At 45.4% G+C, this 1152-nt stretch carries 2 protein-coding genes; both read right to left on the bottom strand.

What is annotated here, in order from left to right:
- Positions 1-243: 243 nt before the first annotated feature.
- Positions 244-792, bottom strand: a complete 549-nt coding sequence (locus E1288_RS46425) for an ead/Ea22-like family protein (RefSeq protein WP_001289873.1) — start codon at positions 790-792, stop codon at positions 244-246.
- Positions 789-1010, bottom strand: coding sequence for a TraR/DksA family transcriptional regulator (locus E1288_RS46420; protein ID WP_000763367.1), 222 nt, complete (start codon positions 1008-1010; stop codon positions 789-791). The genes E1288_RS46425 and E1288_RS46420 overlap by 4 nt, the downstream gene beginning before the upstream one ends.
- Positions 1011-1152: the final 142 nt, after the last annotated feature.

Genomic DNA, 1152 nt, shown 5'->3' with positions numbered 1-1152 from the left:
ACATTGATAACGCCCAATCTTTTTGCTCAGACTCTAACTCATTGATACTCATTTATAAACTCCTTGCAATGTATGTCGTTTCAGCTAAACGGTATCAGCAATGTTTATGTAAAGAAACAGTAAGATAATACTCAACCCGATGTTTGAGTACGGTCATCATCTGACACTACAGACTCTGGCATCGCTGTGAAGACGACGCGAAATTCAGCATTTTCACAAGCGTTATCTTTTACAAAACCGATCTCACTCTCCTTTGATGCGAATGCCAGCGTCAGACATCATATGCAGATACTCACCTGCATCCTGAACCCATTGACCTCCAACCCCGTAATAGCGATGCGTAATGATGTCGATAGTTACTAACGGGTCTTGTTCGATTAACTGCCGCAGAAACTCTTCCAGGTCACCAGTGCAGTGCTTGATAACAGGAGTCTTCCCAGGATGGCGAACAACAAGAAACTGGTTTCCGTCTTCACGGACTTCGTTGCTTTCCAGTTTAGCAATACGCTTACTCCCATCCGAGATAACACCTTCGTAATACTCACGCTGCTCGTTGAGTTTTGATTTTGCTGTTTCAAGCTCAACACGCAGTTTCCCTACTGTTAGCGCAATATCCTCGTTCTCCTGGTCGCGGCGTTTGATGTATTGCTGGTTTCTTTCCCGTTCATCCAGCAGTTCCAGCACAATCGATGGTGTTACCAATTCATGGAAAAGGTCTGCGTCAAATCCCCAGTCGTCATGCATTGCCTGCTCTGCCGCTTCACGCAGTGCCTGAGAGTTAATTTCGCTCACTTCGAACCTCTCTGTTTACTGATAAGTTCCAGATCCTCCTGGCAACTTGCACAAGTCCGACAACCCTGAACGACCAGGCGTCTTCGTTCATCTATCGGATCGCCACACTCACAACAATGAGTGGCAGATATAGCCTGGTGGTTCAGGCGGCGCATTTTTATTGCTGTGTTGCGCTGTAATTCTTCTATTTCTGATGCTGAATCAATGATGTCTGCCATCTTTCATTAATCCCTGAACTGTTGGTTAATACGCTTGAGGGTGAATGCGAATAATAAAAAAGGAGCCTGTAGCTCCCTGATGATTTTGCTTTTCATGTTCATCGTTCCTTAAAGACGCCGTTTAACATGCCGATTGCCAGGC

The organism is Saccharopolyspora elongata (genome assembly GCF_004348985.1).
In the GTDB taxonomy this organism is placed as follows: Bacteria; Actinomycetota; Actinomycetes; order Mycobacteriales; family Pseudonocardiaceae; genus Saccharopolyspora; species Saccharopolyspora elongata.
Note: the sequence above shows the minus strand (reverse complement) of the source record. Positions and strands in the feature narration are given on the sequence as shown.

Bases quoted from the DNA above. Each gene is read 5' to 3' on its own strand.
- E1288_RS46420 (WP_000763367.1), bottom strand. From the start codon at position 1,010: ATGGCAGACATCATTGATTCAGCATCAGAAATAGAAGAATTACAGCGC.